At 73.7% G+C, this 16830-nt stretch carries 16 protein-coding genes and 2 pseudogenes; 12 read left to right on the top strand and 6 right to left on the bottom strand.

The genetic code is table 11. The features are described 5' to 3' along the window. Positions 1-92 precede the first annotated feature (92 nt). The 9 genes from DEJ43_RS33155 to DEJ43_RS33110 all read left to right on the top strand — a co-directional run bounded on the left by DEJ43_RS33155 (position 93) and on the right by DEJ43_RS33110 (position 10419). A complete protein-coding gene (locus DEJ43_RS33155) occupies positions 93-1031 on the top strand; it encodes a carbohydrate ABC transporter permease (RefSeq protein ID WP_015037806.1) in 939 nt (312 codons plus the stop codon). Further along, positions 1028-1948, top strand: a complete 921-nt coding sequence (locus tag DEJ43_RS33150) for a carbohydrate ABC transporter permease (protein WP_015037805.1) — start codon at positions 1028-1030, stop codon at positions 1946-1948. The genes DEJ43_RS33155 and DEJ43_RS33150 overlap by 4 nt, the downstream gene beginning before the upstream one ends. A gap of 26 nt (positions 1949-1974) precedes the next feature. Beyond that, a complete protein-coding gene (locus DEJ43_RS33145) occupies positions 1975-3138 on the top strand; it encodes a Gfo/Idh/MocA family protein (protein ID WP_041663177.1) in 1164 nt (387 codons plus the stop codon). Beyond that, the gene (locus DEJ43_RS33140) at positions 3135-3980 is read left to right on the top strand and encodes a DUF6807 domain-containing protein (RefSeq protein WP_015037803.1); all 846 of its coding nucleotides are present in this window, start codon (positions 3135-3137) and stop codon (positions 3978-3980) included. The genes DEJ43_RS33145 and DEJ43_RS33140 overlap by 4 nt, the downstream gene beginning before the upstream one ends. After that, positions 3977-5719 carry a glycoside hydrolase family 43 protein gene (locus DEJ43_RS33135; protein ID WP_015037802.1) on the top strand — a complete coding sequence of 581 codons (1743 nt, stop codon included), beginning with the start codon at positions 3977-3979 and terminating at the stop codon, positions 5717-5719. Before DEJ43_RS33140 ends, DEJ43_RS33135 begins: the two co-directional genes overlap by 4 nt. Positions 5720-5781: 62 nt before the next feature. Continuing rightward, positions 5782-7122 carry an ABC transporter substrate-binding protein gene (locus DEJ43_RS33125; RefSeq protein WP_015037801.1) on the top strand — a complete coding sequence of 447 codons (1341 nt, stop codon included), beginning with the start codon at positions 5782-5784 and terminating at the stop codon, positions 7120-7122. Then, the gene (locus tag DEJ43_RS33120) at positions 7119-7943 is read left to right on the top strand and encodes a rhamnogalacturonan acetylesterase (protein WP_041663175.1); all 825 of its coding nucleotides are present in this window, start codon (positions 7119-7121) and stop codon (positions 7941-7943) included. Before DEJ43_RS33125 ends, DEJ43_RS33120 begins: the two co-directional genes overlap by 4 nt. Beyond that, positions 7940-9250 carry a pectate lyase family protein gene (locus tag DEJ43_RS33115; protein WP_015037799.1) on the top strand — a complete coding sequence of 437 codons (1311 nt, stop codon included), beginning with the start codon at positions 7940-7942 and terminating at the stop codon, positions 9248-9250. Before DEJ43_RS33120 ends, DEJ43_RS33115 begins: the two co-directional genes overlap by 4 nt. 29 nt (positions 9251-9279) lie before the next feature. After that, positions 9280-10419, top strand: coding sequence for a pectinesterase family protein (locus DEJ43_RS33110; protein WP_015037798.1), 1140 nt, complete (start codon positions 9280-9282; stop codon positions 10417-10419). Positions 10420-10448: 29 nt separating this feature from the next. On the opposite strand, the gene DEJ43_RS33105 is transcribed toward DEJ43_RS33110, so the two are convergent. Genes DEJ43_RS33105 through DEJ43_RS33095 form a run of 3 tightly spaced genes read right to left on the bottom strand, consistent with a single transcriptional unit; the run spans position 10449 to position 12007 of the window. After that, positions 10449-10871, bottom strand: coding sequence for a secondary thiamine-phosphate synthase enzyme YjbQ (locus DEJ43_RS33105; RefSeq protein ID WP_015037797.1), 423 nt, complete (start codon positions 10869-10871; stop codon positions 10449-10451). Between the two features lie 60 nt (positions 10872-10931). Further along, positions 10932-11669: a permease prefix domain 1-containing protein gene (locus DEJ43_RS33100; RefSeq protein ID WP_015037796.1), complete on the bottom strand. Its 738-nt coding sequence runs from the start codon at positions 11667-11669 to the stop codon at positions 10932-10934. Next, on the bottom strand, positions 11666-12007 hold the full coding sequence (locus tag DEJ43_RS33095) for a PadR family transcriptional regulator (RefSeq protein ID WP_015037795.1): 342 nt from the start codon (positions 12005-12007) through the stop codon (positions 11666-11668). The genes DEJ43_RS33100 and DEJ43_RS33095 overlap by 4 nt, the downstream gene beginning before the upstream one ends. A 95-nt stretch (positions 12008-12102) precedes the next feature. Between DEJ43_RS33095 and DEJ43_RS33090 the strand changes: the two genes are divergently transcribed. Beyond that, complete coding sequence (locus DEJ43_RS33090; protein WP_015037794.1) at positions 12103-12585, top strand: membrane protein; 483 nt, start codon at positions 12103-12105, stop codon at positions 12583-12585. A gap of 36 nt (positions 12586-12621) precedes the next feature. On the opposite strand, the gene DEJ43_RS33085 is transcribed toward DEJ43_RS33090, so the two are convergent. The 3 genes from DEJ43_RS33085 to DEJ43_RS33070 are packed head-to-tail and all read right to left on the bottom strand — an operon-like array spanning position 12622 to position 14928. Beyond that, positions 12622-13278, bottom strand: coding sequence for a hypothetical protein (locus DEJ43_RS33085; RefSeq protein ID WP_015037793.1), 657 nt, complete (start codon positions 13276-13278; stop codon positions 12622-12624). Continuing rightward, positions 13278-13817: a SigE family RNA polymerase sigma factor gene (locus tag DEJ43_RS33080; protein ID WP_015037792.1), complete on the bottom strand. Its 540-nt coding sequence runs from the start codon at positions 13815-13817 to the stop codon at positions 13278-13280. The genes DEJ43_RS33085 and DEJ43_RS33080 overlap by 1 nt, the downstream gene beginning before the upstream one ends. After that, a complete protein-coding gene (locus DEJ43_RS33070) occupies positions 13798-14928 on the bottom strand; it encodes a LacI family DNA-binding transcriptional regulator (RefSeq protein WP_015037791.1) in 1131 nt (376 codons plus the stop codon). Before DEJ43_RS33070 ends, DEJ43_RS33080 begins: the two co-directional genes overlap by 20 nt. Positions 14929-15210: 282 nt before the next feature. Between DEJ43_RS33070 and DEJ43_RS38820 the strand changes: the two are divergent. Further along, a pseudogene (locus tag DEJ43_RS38820) lies at positions 15211-15627 on the top strand (sugar-binding domain-containing protein); the annotation flags it as partial. Further along, a pseudogene (locus DEJ43_RS33065) lies at positions 15624-16826 on the top strand (beta-galactosidase small subunit family protein); the annotation flags it as partial. The pseudogenes DEJ43_RS38820 and DEJ43_RS33065, both read left to right, overlap by 4 nt. Positions 16827-16830: the final 4 nt, after the last annotated feature.

Here is a 16830-nt window from a genome sequence, read left to right as displayed (position 1 = left end):
CCCGCGCCACCCGTACCGATGTCACCCGCCCGCCCTGTCCGAAATCTCGAACGACGTTCGCGAAGCGCTTCACCGAGAACGGAGCCGCCGTCATGGCCTCAGCTGTGACCCCACCGCCCCAAGCCGTCACGTCACGGGGGCGCCGCCGCACGGGCGCCACGCCCCGCCGGCTGCCGTACCTGCTGATCGCCCCCGCCGGACTGCTGATGCTGGGCTTCATCGCCTACCCCGTGCTCAGCGTCTTCTACTACAGCCTCCAGAACTACAACCCCACCAAGCCCTGGCGGAACGGCTTCGCGGGCCTGGACAACTTCACCCGGATCTTCACGGACGACCCGCGGTTCTGGGGCACGCTGACCTTCAGCCTCAAATGGGTCGTGGTCGAGGTGACGCTCCAGCTCCTCTTCGGACTCGCGCTCGCCCTCATCGTGAACCAGACCTTCGTGGGCCGCGCCCTGGGCCGTGCCCTGGTCTTCTCGCCCTGGGCCGTGTCGGGCGTCCTCACCTCCGCCATCTGGGTGCTGCTCTACAACTCCCAGACCGGCATCAGCCGTTACCTCGCGGACCTGGGCATCGGCACGTACGGCACGTCCTGGCTCTCGGACACCGCGACCGTGTTCCCGGCCGCGATCGTCGCCGACCTCTGGCGCGGAGTGCCCTTCTTCGCCATCCTCATCCTGGCCGACCTCCAGTCCGTACCGAAGGACCTGTACGAGGCGGCCGAGGTCGACGGGGCGGGCCGGGTCCGGCAGTTCGTCCACATCACGCTGCCCCACATCCGGGACGCGATCGTCCTCTCCACACTGCTGCGCGCGGTCTGGGAGTTCAACAACGTCGACCTGCTCTACACGCTGACCGGCGGCGGACCCGCGGGCGAGACCACCACCCTGCCGCTCTACATCGCGCACACCAGCGTCGACGCCCACAACTTCGGATACGCCTCCGCCCTCACCACGGTGGCGTTCGTGATCCTTCTCTTCTGCTCCATGGTCTATCTGCGCCTGAGCAAGTTCGGAGGCGACGCCACATGACCGCCGAGTCCACCCTGAGCCCGGCCCCGGCCGACGTGACCCCGCCGCGGCAGGCGCAGCCGCCCGACCGGACCCCGCCCCCCGCCGCCCGCGTCCGCCGCCGGGCCTGGGACGAGGTGCCCCGCTGGCAGATCTACCTGCCCCTCGGGATCTACCTCCTCTTCACCCTCGTCCCCTTCTACTGGATCCTGCTCTTCGCCGTCCGCCCGGCCGGCTCCACCTCGCTGCTGCCCTGGCCGATGACCACCGCGCACTTCGAGAAGGTCTGGAACGAGCGCAGCTTCGGCGTCTTCTTCCAGAACAGCCTGCTCATCGGGGTGGCGGTGCTGATCAGCACCACCGTCGTCGCGCTGGCCGGCGGATACGCGCTGGCCCGCTTCGACTTCAGGATCAAGAAGGGCTTCATGCTGGCCCTGCTCTGCTCGCAGTTCGTGCCGGGCGCCCTGCTCCTCGTCCCGCTGTTCCAGATCTTCGCCGAGCTGCGGATGATCAACTCCCTCGGCAGCGTGATCATCGCCGAGACCGTCTTCCAGCTCCCGCTGTCGATGATCCTCATCAGCGGCTTCATCAGGAACGTGCCGTACTCCCTCGAAGAGGCGGCCTGGGTCGACGGCTGCAACCGCTTCTCCGCCTTCCGGATCGTCGTCCTCCCGCTGCTGCGCCCCGGGCTCGTCGCCGTCGGCTCCTTCGCCTTCGTCCACGCCTGGAACCACTTCCTCTTCGCCCTGATGTTCCTCAGCAGCCAGGACAAGCAGACCATCCCGGTCGGCCTCAACACCCTCATGGGCGCCGACAGCGTCGACCTCGGAGCGCTCGCCGCGGGCGGCGTCATCGCCGCCGTCCCCGTCGTCGTCGTCTTCGGCTTCATCCAGAAGTGGCTGGTCACCGGATTCAGCGCCGGGGCGGTGAAGGGATGAACAGCAACCGCACGCACAGGGAAGACATGAACACCGCACGGACACCCCTGCCGGTCGTCCTCGCCGGCGCCCGCGGCCACGGCCGCAGCCACCTCCTCAACATCCGCCGCCTCGAAGAACGGGGCCTCGTCCGGCTCGCCGGGGTGTGCGAGCTGCGCCCGCTCGACGCGGCCGAACTCGACGGCGTCGGAGACCCCGAGCAGTCCGCCGACCTCCCGGCGCTGCTCGCCTCCACCGGCGCCCGGATCGCCGTGCTCAGCACCCCCATCCAGACCCACACCGACATGACGCTCACCGCCGCACGGCACGGGGCGCACGTCCTCCTGGAGAAGCCGCCCGCCCCGTCGTACGCGGAGTTCCGCAGGATGACCGAAGGCGTCGAGGCGGCCGGAGTGGCCTGCCAGATCGGTTTCCAGTCGCTGGGCTCGCACGCGGTGCCCGCGATCCGCCGGATGGTCGAGGAGGGTGCCATCGGCGAACTCCTCGGCGTCGGCGCGGCCGGGGCCTGGGTCCGTGACGAGGCCTACTTCCGGCGCGCCCCCTGGGCGGGCCACCGGCGGCTCGACGGGGCCGACGTCGTCGACGGGGCCCTCACCAACCCCCTCGCGCACGCCGTGGCCACGGCGCTGACGCTGGCCGGCTGTTCCCGGGCCGAGGACGTCGAGCACATCGAGACCGAGCTGCTGCACGCCCACGCCATCGAGTCCGACGACACCTCCGCGGTACGGGTGGTGACCTCGGCCGGGACCCAGGTCACCGTGGCGGCGACGCTCTGCGCCGAGCGGTCCTCGGAGCCGTACGTGATCGTCCACGGCACCCGGGGGCGGATCACCTTCTGGTACCGGCAGGACCGGGTGCTCGTCCAGCGGGCCGGGCACGGCCCGGTGGAGACCGAGTACGGCCGCACGGACCTCCTGGAGAACCTCGTCGGCCACGTCACGGACGGCGAGCCGCTGTGGGTGCCGCCGGCGGCGACCGGCGCGTTCATGCGGGTCGTCGAGGCGGTACGGACGGCCGCCGACCCGCTGGACATCCCCGCCGCGCACTGGCACACCGCGCCCGGCGAGAGCGCCCCGCGCAGGGTCGTCGACGGCGTCGACGCCCTGGTGGACGCCAGCGCCGACGGACTCAGGTTGTTCTCCGAACTCGGCGCCCCCTGGGCCCGGTCGACCCGGATCGAGGCCCGATGAACCACCAGCCCCCGACGGTCCTGCGCTGCGCGGGCCGCGTCGTCGCCCGGTACACGACCCGGCCCGACCTCGGCCTCGACCACTCCCCGCGGCCGTACCTCCACCCCGTCACCACACTCGCCGGGCACCCCGTCACCGAGACCGGACCCGAGGACCACCCGCACCACCTGGGCGCGGGCGTCGCCGTGCCCGACGTCGCCGGGCACAACTTCTGGGGCGGGCGCACCTTCGTCCGCGGCCGCGGGTCCGTCGAGCTCGACAACCACGGCGTGCAGCGGCACGACGGGTTCAAACTGTGCGACCCGGACGGCTTCGTGGCGGAGCTGAGCTGGACCGCCGGCGGTGAACGGCTGCTCCGCGAGCACCGTACGGTCGCGGCCACCGCGCTCACCGACTCCGCCTGGGCGCTCGACCTCACCTTCTCCCTCACCAACGTGTCCGGGCGTGACCTGTCGATCGGCAGCCCCGCGACGAACGGGCGGCCCGGCGCGGCGTACGGCGGCTTCTTCTGGCGGGCGCCGAAGGAGGCGACCCCTCCCTCGGTGTTCGCCGCGGACGCCGACGGCGAGGAGGCCGTGCACGCGGCCCGCGCGGAGTGGGTGGCGCTCGCCGGCGAGGGCTGGACCCTGGTGTTCGCCGGGGCGACCGCGCGGACCCGCGAGGACCCGTGGTTCGTCCGGGCCGCCGAGTACCCGGGGGTCGGCTCCTCGCTCGCCGCCGACGGGCGGCTTCCGGTGGCGGCCGGGGAGACGTTCGTACGCCGGGTGGTGACCGTCGTCGCCGACGGCCGCCTCGACCGGGACGGCGCGGGCGCCCTGGTCCGCAAGGCGGTGACGTCATGAGGGCGGCCGGCGCGCGGCCGGCCGACCGCGCGGCCACGGCGACCGGCGACCTCGGGGACGGCACGTACCGCAATCCGGTGCTCGCCGCCGACTGGTCCGACCCCGACGTGGTCCGGGTCGGCGAGGACTACCACCTCACGGCCTCCAGCTTCGGCCGGGCGCCCGGGCTGCCGCTGCTGCACTCCCGGGACCTCGTCAACTGGACGCTGGTCGGCCACGCCCTCGAACGGCTCGAACCCGCCGCCGCGTTCACCGGGCCCCGGCACGACCGGGGGGTGTGGGCGCCCTCGCTCCGGCACCACGACGGACGGTTCTGGATCTTCTGGGGCGATCCCGACCACGGCGTCTTCCAGGTCAACTCCCCTTCCGTACGCGGCCCGTGGACGGCCCCGCACCTGGTGAAGGCGGGCCTGGGACTGATCGACGCCTGTCCACTGTGGGACGAGGAGTCGGGCGAGGCCTATCTGGTGCACGCCTTGGCCAAGTCCCGGGCGGGGGTCAACAACCGGCTGATCGGGCACCGGATGAGCCAGGACGGCACCAAGGTCCTCGACGAGGGCCGGACGCTGGTGGACGCCGACCGGATACCGGGCTGGTTCACCCTGGAGGGCCCCAAGCTGTACCGGCACGGCGGCTGGTTCTGGATCTTCGCCCCGGCCGGCGGCGTCGCCACCGGCTGGCAGGGCGCGTTCCGCTCGCGGTCCTTCTTCGGGCCGTACGAGGAGCGCGTCGTCCTCGCGCAGGGCGACACCGACGTCAACGGACCCCACCAGGGCGGCTGGGTGCGCACCCAGCGCGGCGAGGACTGGTTCCTGCACTTCCAGCAGTCAGGGGCGCACGGGCGGCTCGTCCATCTCCAGCCGATGCGCTGGGACGCGGACGGCTGGCCCGTCCTCGGGGACGGCGGCTCCCCGGTCCGGGTGCACCGCAAGCCGGACCTGCCGGAGCAGCCGCCCGCGCGGCCCGCGGTGGACGACACGTTTCCCGGCGGGCGGTTCGGCCGGCAGTGGCAGTGGACCGCCAATCCGGGCGAGGGCTGGGCGAGTCAGCACGCGGGGGACGGCCTGCGCCTCGACTGCGTGCGGACGGACCGTCTCGACGACCTGCGGACCGTGCCGCACGTGCTCACCCAGCGGCTGCCCGCCGGGGCCGTCACGGTGGAGGTCGGGCTGCGGCTCGACTCCCGGTCCCCCGGGGCCCGCGCCGGGCTCGTCGTCCTGGGCGACGCGTACGCCTGGATCGGTCTGGAGCGGGCGCCGGACGGCACGGCCCGGCTGACGCACCGGTTCGCCCCGGCCGGCACGGACCGCGAACGGGACGCGGCCCACTCCCGCCTGGTCCCCGGGGACCAGGTCCTGCTCCGGATCGAGATCACAACGGACGCCCGCTGCCGCTTCTCGTACACGCCTGACTCCGGCGCCGGTCCCGGTTGCGACCCCGACCCGGACTCCGGTCCCGGTCCCGACTCCGGCGTCCGTCCCGGGCCCGAGGCCGGCTTCGGCGCCGGGTCCGGGGCCGGCCTCGACCCGGACTCCGCCGTCGGCACCGACCACGGCACCGACTCCGGTCCCGGCCCCGACCCCGGCCGCGGCGCCGGGTCGGTCCGGCTCGGGCCCGAGTTCGCCGCCACGCCCTGGCGCTGGGTCGGCGCGCTGCTCGGTCTGTTCGCCGGAGCGCCGGAAGGCGCGGGACACGCCGGGACGGCCGTGTTCTCCGCCTTCCGCGTCACCGCCGCGTGAGCGGCGCCCCCGCACACCCACACCCCCACTCCCCGTAACACCCCGAGAGAAGAGAGCCGACGATGACCATCTTCCCCGGCGGGCGGCGCAGAGCCGCCCTCGCCCTCGCCCTGTCCGGTGTCCTCGCCCTGACCGCCACCGCCTGCGGTGACGACGGCAGCGGCGCGGGCGGCGACAAGGGCACCGAGGGATCGGGCAAGGGAAAGATCACCTTCTGGGACAACAACGGCGGTGTACGCACCGACGTCTGGAAGGAGATCATCGCGGACTTCGAGAAGGCGAACCCCGACATCGACGTCGAGTACGTCGGGATCGCCTCCAAGGAGGTCCAGTCGAAGTACGACACCGCGATCCAGGGCGGCGCCCTGCCGGACGTCGGCGGGGTCGGCGCGGCGATGCTCGCCGGGATCGCCGCGCAGAACGCGCTGGAGCCGCTGGACGCCCGGATCGAGGACAGCGCCCTCAAGGGCAAGCTGAACGCGGGCATGCTCGCGAGCGTGAAGTCGGCGGGCGGCCAGGACAAGCTGTTCACCGTCCCCACCTCCGCGAGCAACGGCGTGCTGTACTACCGCACCGACCTGTTCAAGGCGGCCGGGCTGCCGGAGCCGACGACCTGGTCGAAGTTCTACGCGGCGGCCGAGAAGCTCACGGCCGCCGACAAGAACCGGTTCGGGTACACGATCCGCGGCGGCGCGGGCTCGATCGCGCAGGCCCTGGACGCCATGTACGGCCAGAGCGGCATCACGAGTTTCTGGAACGGCGACAAGACCACCGTCAACGACCCGAAGAACGTGGCCGCGCTGCAGAAGTACGCCGGCCTGTTCAAGAGGACGACGCCGGCCGCCGACGTCAACAACGACTTCACGAAGATGGTCGCGCAGTGGGACAGCGGCCAGATCGGCATGCTCAACCACAACCTGGGCTCGTACCAGGACCATGTGAAGGCGCTCGGCACCGAGAAGTTCCGGGGCATCCCCAACCCCACGCTGGACGACGGCACCCGGGTGCAGGTCTCCAACCCGGTCGACGGCCTCGGGCTCTTCTCCTCCAGCAAGAACAAGGCCGCCGCCTGGAAGTTCATCGAGTTCGCCGCCTCGCACGCCTCCAACAGCAAGTGGAACAGGTCGGCCGGCGCCATCCCCGCCAACATCGAGGCGGCGCGGGACCCGTGGCTCCAGGAGGCGGAGCCGACGAAGCTCGGCGCCGAGGTCCTCTTCAGCGGCAAGGCCACGATCGTGGAGCTGCCGTACTACCTGCCGGACTGGAACACGATCTCCAAGGCCGAGAACGAGCCGGCGTTCCAGAAGGTCCTGCTCGGCACGTCCACCGCCAAGGAGTTCCTCGACCACCTGGCCGAGCAGCTGAACGCGGCGCAGGCCGAGTGGAAGCAGCAGAACCCGTGAGCGTCGGCCGCCGCGCGGTGGTCACGGCCGGGGCGGGCCTCGCGCTCGCCCTGGCCGGGGCTCCGCCGGCCCGTTCCGAAGGACACCCCCGTATGCGCACGCTCTTCCTCGCGGGCGACTCCACCGCCGCCCAGAAGTACGCCGACGCCGCACCCGAGACGGGCTGGGGCATGGCCCTCCCCTTCTTCCTGCACCGGGGCGTGCGGGTCGCCAACCACGCCGTCAACGGGCGCAGCACCAAGAGCTTCCTCGACGAGGGGCGGCTCGACCCGATCCTCAAGGAGCTGCGCCCCGGCGACCTGCTCCTGATCCAGTTCGGCCACAACGACGAGAAGGTCGCCGACCCCACCCGCTACACCGAGCCGTGGAGCACCTACCAGGACAACCTGCGGGTCTTCGTCGAGGCCGCGCGGTCCAGGGGCGCCCTCCCGGTGCTCGCCACCCCGGTCGAGCGCCGCAGGTTCGCGGTCGACGGCACCGCCCTGCGCACCCACGGCGCGTATCCGGCGGCGATGCGGGAGACGGCCGCCGCGTCGGACGTCCCGCTGCTCGACGTCGAGGCGCTGTCGCTCGCCCTGTGGCAGCGGCTCGGGCCCGAGGCCACCACGAGGTACTTCAACTGGACGGCGACCGAGCAGGACAACACCCACTTCAACCCGCCGGGCGCGATCGAGGTGGCCCGGCTGGTCGCCGGCGAGCTGCTCCGCACCCATGTCCTGGCCCCGCGCGAGACGCGCCGGCTGGCCGACGAGATCCCCACCGACCTGATCACCTGGCCCGAGCCGGGGTCCGCAGCCGAGTTCGAGGAGAACCGACCGTGAACCGACGTACCCGCCTGGGAGCGGTCGCCGCGACCGCCCTCGCCCTGACGGTCACCGCCCCCGCCGCCGGTGCCCACGCCGCCGCTCCCCACGCCGCGCCACGCCCGGTCGCCGATCCGGCTCGCGCCACGCTGCCCGCCGGCGACGGCTGGGCGTCCGAGGGGACCGGCACGACCGGTGGGGCCGCCGCCGAGGCCTCCCGGGTCTTCACCGTCGCCACCTGGGAGGAGTTCCGGGCCGCGCTCGCGGTGCCCGGCTCCGAGCCCAGGATCGTCAAGGTGGTGGGCACGCTGAACGCCACCGCCGCCGGCTGCGGCGCCTTCGAGGCGCCGGGCTACGACTTCGCCCGCTACCTCGCCGACTACGACCCGGCCGTGTGGGGGTACGAGAAGGAGGTCAGCGGCCCGCAGGAGGAGCTGCGGGCGGCGTCCGCGACCGCGCAGGGCCAGGCCATCAAGGTCAAGGTGCCGGCGAACACCACGATCGTCGGGGTCGGCAGGCACGCGGGGATCACGGGCGGCAGCCTCCAGGTGCAGGGCGTCGACAACGTCGTGGTCCGCAACCTGACGCTGGAGAGCCCGCTCGACTGCTTCCCGCAGTGGGACCCGACCGACGGCGCGACCGGGGCGTGGAACTCCGAGTACGACAGCCTCGTCGTGTACGGCTCCACCCATGTCTGGATCGACCACAACACCTTCACCGACGGCGCCCACCCGGACAGTTCGCTGCCCTCGTACTACGGCGAGGTCTACCAGCAGCACGACGGCGAACTGGACGTCGTGCGGGGCGCGGACCTCGTCACGGTCTCGTGGAACGCCTTCACCGACCACGACAAGACCCTGATGATCGGCAACAGCGACAGCGCGGGCGCCACCGACCGGGGCAAGCTGCGGGTCACCCTGCACCACAACCTGTTCGAGAACGTCGTCGAGCGGGCGCCCCGGGTCAGGTTCGGGCAGGTCGACGCGTACAACAACCACTTCGTCGTGCCGAGTTCGGCCTACGCGTACAGCCTGGGCGTCGGGCAGGAGTCCCAGCTCTTCGCGGAGAAGAACGCGTTCACCCTCGCCGGGGGCGTGCCGGCCGGGAAGATCCTCAAGAAGTGGAAGGACGCGCCCGTCACCACCGTCGGCAACTACGTGAACGGCAGGCCGGTCGACCTGCTCGCCGTCCACAACACCCAGTTCCCGGAGGAGCAGTTGCGGGCCGACGCGGGCTGGACCCCCGTCCTGCGCACCAGGGTCGACCACCCGAGGGCCGTCCCCGCGCTCGTCGACCACCGCGCGGGCGCCGGCCGCTCCTGCTGAGCCCGCACCCCGCCTCCAGGAGGACCCGCATGCCTTCGCACCCCACCGGAGCCGTCCCGGGACGCCGCTCCCTGCTCCTGGGCGCCGCCGGAGCGGCGCTCGCCCTCGCGCTGCCCGCCGCCCCCGCCTCGGCGGCCTCCCCGTCGCCGGCCCGGCCCTTCGGCCGGTTCGGTTCGCCCGCCCGCCGGCTCACCGAGCGGACCCTGTACGTGCACCAGGGGGGCCTCGGGGACCACACGACCGTCCAGGCGGCGGTCACCGCCGCGGGCGGCACCGGCTGGACCCTGGTGCTCGCCCCGGGGACGTACCGGGAGACCGTCTCCGTGACCTCCGCCCGTACGGACATGACCTGGATCGGCGCGAGCGGCGACCCCCGGGACGTCGTCGTGGTGTACGCCAACGCGGCCGGGACACCGCGCCCCGAGGGCGGCACCCACGGCACCACGGGCTCCGCCACGACCACCGTCCAGGCGGCCGGCTTCACCGCGCACGCCGTCTCCTTCGCCAACGACTTCCTCCGCACCGACCTGCCAGGCAACCCCGGCACCCAGGCCGTCGCGCTTAAGGTGCAGGGCGACCGGTCGGCCTTCTTCCACTGCCGCTTCCTCGGCCACCAGGACACCCTGTACGCCGACTCCATGGCGCTCTCGGCCTTCGCCCGCCAGTACTTCGCGCACTGTTACGTCGAGGGCGACGTCGACTTCGTCTTCGGCCGGGCCACCGCCGTCTTCGAGCACTGCCACTTCCGTACGCTGCTCCGCCCGGACCTGGCGGCGGCCCCGCACGGCTTCGTCTTCGCGCCGTCGACGGCCCGGGAGAACCCGTACGGCTTCCTGGCCGTCCGCTGCCGGGTCACCAGTGAAGCCCCGGACGGCTTCTACAAGCTGGCCCGGCCCTGGGTACCCGGCTCGGACCTCACGGCCCGGCCGTCGCTCGTGGTCCGGGAGAGCGTCCTCGGCCCGGGGATCGACGCCGTCGCCCCGTACGCGAACATGCGCGACGCCCATCCGTGGCAGGCACAACGCTTCGCCGAACACCACAACTCCGGCCCGGGCGCCCGGATCACGGTCCCGGAGAACCGCCCCCAACTCGGCCCGACCGAGGCCGCGTCCACAACCCGGTCCACGTACCTGGGCAACTGGAACCCGGTCCCGACCCGACCCTCCTGACGTCTCTCCGGCACGGCCACCGGCCCCCGTCATCCCAGGAAGGACAGGCGGACCTGGCGGTCGGGGTTGTCCTTGTTCGTGTCCACCAGGCACACCGACTGCCAGGTGCCGAGGGCCAGTTCGCCGTTGATCACCGGGAGGGTCGCGTGCGGGGCGACGAGGGCCGGCAGGACGTGGTCACGGCCGTGTCCCCGGCTTCCGTGGCGGTGCTGCCAGCGTTCGTCGGCGGGGAGCAGGTGGTGCAGGGCCGTGAGCAGGTCGTGGTCGCTGCCCGCGCCCGTCTCGATCAGCGCCACGCCCGTCGTCGCGTGGGGGGTGAAGACGTTGAGGAGGCCTCCCCGTCCCTGTGCCACCTCGGCCAGGAAGGCGACGCACTCCCCGGTCAGGTCGTACACCGTCTCCGACCCTCCGGTGGTGACGTCCAGGACGCGTGTGGCGAAACCGTTGCTCATTCCCTCATCGTGACGGAGCGGGCGGCCTTCTCAAACGTCCCACGCAGAAGACGTCCGGTGTCAGCCGGGCTCCGGTACCCCGAGGACCGGCAGGCGCGCGCAGCGGCGGCAGGCGCGGGCCGAGGTGGCCACCACGGCGTGGGAGGCGGCCGCGAGCGCGCCCGCGAAGGCGAGCAGCGGCCAGTTCGTCGCGAGCGCGGCGGCGGTGGCGAGGGCGAGGGTCGTCACCGCCATGGCGGCTCCGGCGGTCGTGCCGGTCCAGGCGACGATCGCCGGCAGCCGGGTCGGCGGGGACAGCCGGCGGGCCAGGGTTCCGGTGACGGCCAGAGCCGCGGCGGCGAGCAGGGTGGCGGCGATCGCGACTCCGGACAGATGCGCGGCGAGGAGTCGTGAGGCGTGGAGAACCGATCCCGCGGGTTCCTGGCCGGTGGCGCCGGTGAGGTACCAGCAGGCGATCAGGAAGGGTGCGGTGAGCGCCACGACCCGGGCGGTGTGCCGGGCCTGGGCGAGGGTCAGCTCCCGCTGGCAGCTCGGGACAAGCTCGTCGACGGTCCCGAACTCCCGGAGCGCCGCACCGAACGCCTCACGCCGTGGGACGCCCCGCTCGATCTGCGCGTCCGCCGTGTCCTCCAGTCCGCCGCGGATCTCCTCGATCATCCGGTCCTTGGCCCGGGCGGGCCCGTGCAGGGCGGCGGTGAGGCCGGCGACGTACGCGGCGAGCGGGTCGCCGGCGGGGTCGGTGCGGCCGGGGTCGGTGCCGGCGGGGTCGGTGTCGTCGCCCGTGTCCGCGGCGGTCATGTGGCGAGCCCGTGCGGTGGGGTGGGGTTGAGGACCGAACCGATCGCCGCGGTGAACTCGTTCCAGGCCGTGCGTTCGCCGGCGAGCGTCCGCCGGCCCTCGTCGGTCAGCTCGTAGCAGCGGCGGCGCCGCTCCCCGGAGGACTGCCAGCTGCTGCTCAGCAGGCCGGTGCGCTCCAGCCGGTTCAGGGCCGGATAGATGGTGCCCGTGCGCAGTTCGAGCGCGCCTCCGCTGCGCTGCTGCACCGCCGCGATGATCGCGTACCCGTGCAGCGGGCCCGGTTCGAGCACCGCGAGCAGCAGTCCGTCCAGGTGCCCTCGCACCGCATCCGCCTTCATAGGTAGGCAGCCTACACAAGCGAGAGGGAGGGCGTGTATGTATAGGTGGGCAATATGTTGGCTACCAATACACCGAGCTCTCGGAGGCATGCGCCGTGACCGAATTCCTGCTGTCCGTCCACGTCCTGGTGGCGATCGTCACGGTCGGATCGATCACCGTGGCCGCCTCGATGTTCCCGCGCGTCGCGCTCCGGGCCTGCGGCGGCGGCGAGGAGCGGGGCGGCCGGTCCGAGGGGACGGGAACGGCCGTGCTCCTCCATCGGGTCTGCACCGGGTACGCCGTCGCGGGGGTCGTCGTGCCGGTGTTCGGCATCGCCACCGGCGCCCAGCTCGGCGTCCTGACCGACGCGTGGCTGATCGTCTCGCTCGTGCTCACCGTCGCCGCCGCGGTCCTGCTCGGCCTGGCCGTCCTGCCGGGTCAGCGGCGACTGCTCGCCCTCGCCGAGGGCGCGGCCACGGAGGAGGAGGCGCGGCCCACCGCGTCCCGGCTGTCCATGACGACCGGGATGTTCAACGTCCTCTGGGCCGTGGTCGTCGTCCTGATGATCGTGCGCCCCGGCTCCACGACGGGCGCCTGATCCGGCCCCCCCCCAGGCGCCGTTCCGGCCCTGGGGTCACTTCGGGCGGTGCGTCCCGAAGTCGCCGCTGAGGGTGGAGCGGCCGCCGTCGGCGCCCGTCAGGACCACGGTGTACGTGTCTCCCGAGGCGTCCCGCACCCCTTCGGCGTGGTTGTACTGGCCGGCGAAGACATGCGGCCCCGGCGGGACCGTACGACCCGGCTTCAGGGTCCAGCGGTAGACCAGGAACCGGCCCTCGTCCCGGGCGGTCACGGTGAAGTCCTCGGCGGGCCGGGTGCGCCAGTGGCCGGTGCTCACGACGCCGGGGGTGCGGGCGATCCGCAGTTCGACGGTGAGCGCGGTGACCGGCGCGTCCGTCGTAAGGGCGAGGTCGTTCTGCGCCCACCAGCGGTTGCTGCCGGGGTCGATCGTGGCGGTCGCCCGGGCACCGGGGCCGGGCGCGGGCAGACCGGTGGCCGGCCCGGCGGGCCGGTCGCCGAGGGTGGTCGCCGCGAGCCCGCCGAGGCCGAGGACCCCGGCGACGGCCGCGGTGACGGCGACGACCGCCGTCCAGCGGCTCCGCGGCCGGGGGGCGCGGGCCGCCGGCTCGGGCGCGGCGAGGCCGCGCTCCACCCGGGCGAGCATCCGGGCGTGGTCGGGCCGGTGCGCGAGCGCCGCCTCCCGCAGCTCGCGGCGGAGCCGGGTCTCGTCCATCAGCGCCTCCCCGCGGCGAGTTCGGTGGCGGCCCGTGGGCCGAGCAGCCGCTGGAGTTCGGCCATGCCCTTGGCGGTCTGGCTCTTGACCGTACCGACCGAGACGCCGAGGGCGAGCGCGGTGTCCCGTTCGGAGAGGTCGAAGGCGTGCCGGAGGACGACGCAGGCGCGTTTGCGGAAGGGCAGGGAGCGCAGCGCCGTCCGCACGTCGACGACGGCGGGCACGTCCGGGTCCTCGGTGTGGTCGGGGCGCCGGTCCCAGAAGGCGGCGATGCGGCGCCGCTCGCGGACGGTGCCCCGGATGCGGGTGCGGACGAGGTTGGTGACGACACCCCGGGCGTAGGCGGCGGGGTGGTCGGCGGCGCGGACCCGGTCCCAGCGGTGCCAGAGCGCGAGCATGGCGTCGGCGGCCAGGTCGTCGGCGGCGTCGGTCTCGCCGGTCAGCAGGTGGGCGAGGCGCGCGAGTTCGGCGTAGTGGCGCTCGAAGAACGCCCGGAACTCCGCCGCGCTGTCGCCGGCCTCAGCGCCCGCCGCGGCCATGGCGGTCCTCCGTGCGGGGGCCGCCGGGGGCGGCGGGTGCGGCGGGTGCGGCGGGTCCGGCGGGTGCGGCGGGTCCGGCGGGTGCGGCGGGTGCGGCGGGTCCCGTGCTGGCGCGGGCGGTCAGCAGGGGCGGGATGAGGGCGGTGCCCCGGGGCTGCTCCCCGGCGAGGCGGGCGACGAGCCGCTCGACGGCGAGGCGGCCCATCTCCTGGGCGGGCACGGCGACGGCGGTGAGCGGCACGGAGGCGTGGACCGCGACCTGGTCGGGGCAGATGGCGACGACGGAGACGTCCTCGGGCACGGCCCGGCCCTGGTGGCGGAGGAGGGCGAGCAGGGGTTCGACGGCGGCCTCGTTCTGGACGACGAGGGCCGTGGTGCCGGGCCGTTCCTCGAAGACGCGGGTGACGGCGGCGGCGACGGCCGCGTAGGTGCCGTCGACGGGCCGGTGGAGCAGTCCGACACCGTGGGCGCCGGCGGCGGCGCGCAGTCCGGTGAGGGTGCGGGCGGCGAAGCCCGTACCCCGTTCGTACACGGCGGGCGGTTCGCCGAGGACGGCGATCCCGGTGTGGCCGAGGCCGGCGAGGTGCTCGACGCAGCGCGCTCCGGCGGCGGCGAAGTCGAGGTCGACGCAGTCGAGTCCGGCGGCGTCCGCGGCCTGCGCGGTCTCGGTGGGGAGTCCGATGAAGACGGCGGGCCGTTCGGCCTCCTGGAGGCAGGGCAGCCGGGGGTCGTCGAGTCCGACGTCCATGACGATCATGGCGTCGGCGATGGCGCTGCCCTCGACGCGGCGGACCGCCTCGGGGCCTTCCTCGCCGGTGAGCAGCAGCACGTCGTAGCCGTGGGAGCGGGCCGTGGTGGTGACGGCCATCGCGATCTCCATCATGACCGGCACGTAGAGGCCGGTGCGGAGCGGCATCATCAGGGCGAGGATGTCGGTGCGGCTGCTGGCGAGCGCGCGGGCGCCGGCGTGCGGCCGGTAGCCGAGGGCGTCGATGCTGTGCTGGATCCGCTCGCGGGTGGGGGCGGATATGGAGCGTTTGCCGCTGAGCACGTAGCTGACGGTGCTGGCCGACACCCCGGCGTGGCGGGCGACATCGGCGAGGGTGACCACGTGCGCGCTCCTCGGCTGTTCCCGGTGTTCCGGGCGAACGGCGCCCGTCGATGATTCGGACCCCGACCCTAAGCGGCCGCTCGTCGAGCTGTCCAGGCGGGTCGCCAAAGGTCCAAGGGTCCGGCGCCCGGGCGGGGTTGTGCGGGGACGTTCCGCGCGATGGGATGAAACAAGGTCTGCAAGCGCTTTCGGCGCCATCGATCCCCTTCTCCCTTCCTCGTCGACTTCCTCGTCGACTTCCTCTCCGACTTCCTCTTCGACTTCCTCTCCGACAGGAGAACCATGTCCGCCCTGCCCTGGTACGAAGACGTCTCCCCCGGCCGCGGCACCCTCCCGCCCCGCGCCTGGTACGCCCGCTCCGACGCCCCCGTCCTCTCCCTGAACGGCGACTGGGCCTTCCGTCTCTCCCCCACGGCCGACGCCGAGGACGAGTCGTTCACCGCACCGGACTTCGACGCGGGCGGCTGGGGAACGATCGCCGTGCCGGGACACTGGGTGCTCCAGGGCAAGCAGGGCGAGGCGCCCGGCGGGTACGGCGGCCCCGCCTACACCAACGTCCGCTACCCCTTCCCCGTCGACCCGCCCCGCGTCCCCACCGAGAACCCCACCGGCGACCATCTGCGCCGCTTCGACCTGCCCGCCGACTGGCCGGCGGCCGGCGGGGCGGTGCTCCGGCTCGACGGGGTCGAGTCCTGCGCCAGCCGTCGCCGGGCCTCCTGGAGTACAAGAAGGTCGTCGAGCCGGTCCGGATCACCGACGCGGGACCGGGCACGGTCCTGGTGACCAACGGCCATGACGTGGCCGATCTCGCGCATCTCGCCTTCACCTGGTCCTTCCTCGCCGACGGCGAACCGCTCGCCGAAGGCCCGCTGGAGGTGCCCGCGCTCGCCGCCGGGGAGAGCGCCCGGGTCATGCTTCCCGCGCCGCCCGCACACCGCGCCGGGGCGGAGACCGTGTGGACGGTGCGGGCCGTGCTGGCGCGGGACACCGCCTGGGCGGCCGCCGGGCACGAGGTCGCCTGGGGGCAGCTCACGGTCCAGGGCCCGGCGCCCCGCCCGTCGGCGGCGACGGCCCGGGCGGTCCGCGCCGCCGACCGGATCGCCCTCGGCCCCGGTGTCTTCGACGCCGCGACCGGAGTCCTCACGGCCCTCGGTCCGCTCCCCGTCACCGCCGGGCCGCGGCTCGACGTCTGGCGGGCACCGACCGACAACGACGAGGGCGCGCCCTGGCAGCCCGACGAGCGCCACGGCCCGCTGTGGCGTGCGCTCGGACTGCACCGGATGCGCCACCGTACCGACGAAGTGGTCCTGGACGGCGGCGCGTTGACCGTACGGTCACGGGTCGCCCCGGCCGCGTCGGACCTCGGTCTTCGCACCACGTACCGCTGGACGTCGGACGGCACCGCGCTGCGGCTCGGGGTCGAGGTGGAACCCGAGGGCGACTGGCGGGTCCCGCTCCCCCGGCTCGGGGTGCTGCTCGGCCTGCCGGCCGCCCTCGACCGGGCGGAATGGTACGGGGCGGGACCGGGCGAGGCGTACCCCGACACCCGGGCGGCGGCGCGGCTCGGCCGCTGGGCGGCCCCCGTGGACGCGCTGCACACCCCGTACCTGCGGCCCCAGGAGAACGGGGCGCGGATCGACACCCGGTGGCTGCGGCTCGGCGGGGAGACCGGGGGCGTACGGGTGGAGGGGGAGCCCGCCTTCGCGTTCACCGCCCGCCGCTGGACCACCGAGCGGCTGGCCGCGGCCGCCCATCGCGGCGAGCTGGTGCCGGGCGACACCATCTGGCTGCACTTGGACCACGCCCAGCACGGCATCGGCTCCCAGTCCTGCGGACCCGGGGTGCTGCCGGAGTACCGGCTCGACGCGGCCCCGGCGGCGTTCTCCCTCACCTTCACCCCGC

This window comes from Streptomyces venezuelae ATCC 10712 (assembly GCF_008639165.1).
Taxonomy (GTDB): domain Bacteria; phylum Actinomycetota; class Actinomycetes; order Streptomycetales; family Streptomycetaceae; genus Streptomyces; species Streptomyces venezuelae.
This window is presented reverse-complemented; position numbering and strand designations above follow the sequence as displayed.

What these genes read in the sequence shown, in the direction of transcription:
- DEJ43_RS33155 (WP_015037806.1), top strand. Translation starts at nt 93, where the DNA reads ATGGCCTCAGCTGTGACCCCACCGCCCCAAGCCGTCACGTCACGGGGG.
- DEJ43_RS33150 (WP_015037805.1), top strand. Translation starts at nt 1,028, where the DNA reads ATGACCGCCGAGTCCACCCTGAGCCCGGCCCCGGCCGACGTGACCCCG.
- DEJ43_RS33145 (WP_041663177.1), top strand. Translation starts at nt 1,975, where the DNA reads ATGAACACCGCACGGACACCCCTGCCGGTCGTCCTCGCCGGCGCCCGC.
- DEJ43_RS33140 (WP_015037803.1), top strand. Translation starts at nt 3,135, where the DNA reads ATGAACCACCAGCCCCCGACGGTCCTGCGCTGCGCGGGCCGCGTCGTC.
- DEJ43_RS33135 (WP_015037802.1), top strand. Translation starts at nt 3,977, where the DNA reads ATGAGGGCGGCCGGCGCGCGGCCGGCCGACCGCGCGGCCACGGCGACC.
- DEJ43_RS33125 (WP_015037801.1), top strand. Translation starts at nt 5,782, where the DNA reads ATGACCATCTTCCCCGGCGGGCGGCGCAGAGCCGCCCTCGCCCTCGCC.
- DEJ43_RS33110 (WP_015037798.1), top strand. Translation starts at nt 9,280, where the DNA reads ATGCCTTCGCACCCCACCGGAGCCGTCCCGGGACGCCGCTCCCTGCTC.
- DEJ43_RS33105 (WP_015037797.1), bottom strand. Translation starts at nt 10,871, where the DNA reads ATGAGCAACGGTTTCGCCACACGCGTCCTGGACGTCACCACCGGAGGG.
- DEJ43_RS33100 (WP_015037796.1), bottom strand. Translation starts at nt 11,669, where the DNA reads ATGACCGCCGCGGACACGGGCGACGACACCGACCCCGCCGGCACCGAC.
- DEJ43_RS33095 (WP_015037795.1), bottom strand. Translation starts at nt 12,007, where the DNA reads ATGAAGGCGGATGCGGTGCGAGGGCACCTGGACGGACTGCTGCTCGCG.
- DEJ43_RS33085 (WP_015037793.1), bottom strand. Translation starts at nt 13,278, where the DNA reads ATGGACGAGACCCGGCTCCGCCGCGAGCTGCGGGAGGCGGCGCTCGCG.
- DEJ43_RS33080 (WP_015037792.1), bottom strand. Translation starts at nt 13,817, where the DNA reads ATGGCCGCGGCGGGCGCTGAGGCCGGCGACAGCGCGGCGGAGTTCCGG.